At 74.5% G+C, this 1718-nt stretch carries 2 protein-coding genes; one reads left to right on the forward strand and one right to left on the reverse strand.

Annotated elements, in window-relative coordinates:
• Positions 1–642: peptidoglycan recognition protein (locus tag G3I40_RS22770; protein WP_164303988.1), on the forward strand; the 642-nt coding region annotated here is incomplete at its 5' end.
• Positions 643–665: 23 nt separating this feature from the next.
• On the opposite strand, the gene G3I40_RS22775 is transcribed toward G3I40_RS22770, so the two are convergent.
• The coding region (locus tag G3I40_RS22775; RefSeq protein WP_164303989.1) for a hypothetical protein at positions 666–1718 on the reverse strand (1053 nt) is incomplete at its 5' end.

Here is a 1718-nt window from a genome sequence, read left to right on the forward strand (position 1 = left end):
GCCGCCGCCGGCGCGTACACGGCCAGGCCGCCGCGCATCGTGCCGCGCACCGAGTGGACCGCGGGCGCGGACACCTACCACCGCGACCCGGTCCGGTTCGCGGACCGCGTCGACGCCGTCTTCGTCCACCACACCGACACCCCGAACGGCTACGACTGCGCCGACGTGCCGCGCATCATCCGCTACGTGTACGCGGGCCAGGCCGGCGGCCGGGAGTGGGACGACATCGGCTACAACTTCCTCGTCGACCGCTGCGGCACCGTCTACGAGGGCCGGGCCGGTGGCGTCGACCGGGCCGTGGTCGGCGCCCACACCCAGGGCTTCAACCAGAACACCACCGGGATCGCCGCGATCGGCACCTTCACCGCGGGCACCCCGGTGCCACCGGCGATGAGCGAGGCGATCGCCGCCGTCGCCGCGTGGAAGCTCGGCCTGTCCGGCGTCGACCCGCGGGACACGGTGCGGCTGGTGTCGAGCAACGGCCACAGCCGGTTCCCGGCGGGCACGGGCGCCGACTTCCTCGCCGTGTCCGGACACCGCGACGGCTACGAGACCTTCTGCCCGGGCCTGGCCCTGATGGCCGAACTCCCCGCGATCCGCGAGCGCGCGGCCCGCTTGCAGGGCCGGCCCCGGGAGGGGTGACGCACAGCCCACGCACAGCCCCCTCACGCGGGCCGCAACGTCCCGCCCCCGCTCAGCCGGTACGTCTTGCCGCCGAGCCCCGGGCTGGCGTCCGCGTCGTACGTCACCGCGTGCCCGTTCCCGTCGAGCACGTCGGAGACCTTCGCCCCGGAGCCCAGCTCCAGCCCCTTCAGCGTCGAGTCCCCGGCCACCGACCACCTCGTACCGGCGCCGAGCGTCAGCGACGCCCCCGAGACGGCCCCGTCCAGCGTCGTCGAACCGGTCAGGTCCAGCGTCGCCGAACCGTCGGTGACGCTCACGTCCCCCTTCAGCCGCTCGTTGTTCGCGGCGAAGGTCGCGACCCCCTTGTCGCTGACGTCGAGCAGCGCCCCGTCCTTCGTCTTCAGCTCCGTTCCGCCCGTCAGCTTCACGTCCGCCACGGCCTGTCGGACCGAGAACAGGTCACCGTCCGTCGCCTGGATCGAGCCGCCCGACATCGTGAACGTCGCCGTGTCCTCGCCCCGCAGCACCACCCCGCCCGCGGACGCGGACGCCCGTACGTCCTTCAGGGAGAGCGCGCCCCCGGACTCCACGGTGAACGCCTCCGAGTTCGCCACGTCGAACAGCGTCCCCGTCACCGCGACGTCACCGGCGGTCTGCACCCCGGGCGAACCGCAGCCCGCCGAGGTCATCGTGCCGCCGGACACCGTCACCCCCGACCCGCCGGGACCGACCGCGACCGGCGCCGCCTGCGCCCCGGCCGTGTCGATCTCCGTGTACGTCAGAGCGGCCTCGCCGCCGCCCGAGACCATCACGCCGCGCGCGGCCGCGCCCTTGGTCCTGATGCCGTTCCCGCTGAGCGTCGCCCGGGCGTCCTTCCCCGACGCGAAGACGGCCGTCGCGCCCTTGCCCTTGGCGCGCACGGAGCCGCCGGACAGGCTGATCCGGCCCCCGTCGCGGGCCAGCACCGCCGCGTTCAGACCGCGGTCGCCGGACGCGGCGACGGAGGTCGTGCGCCCGTGCTTGGTGATCGTCGCGTCGCGCGTCGAAAGCCGCCCTGAACCGGACACGAGCATCGCCGACTCGTCGCGCCGCTT

Source organism: Streptomyces sp. SID14478 (genome assembly GCF_010548525.1).
Classification (GTDB): domain Bacteria; phylum Actinomycetota; class Actinomycetes; order Streptomycetales; family Streptomycetaceae; genus Streptomyces.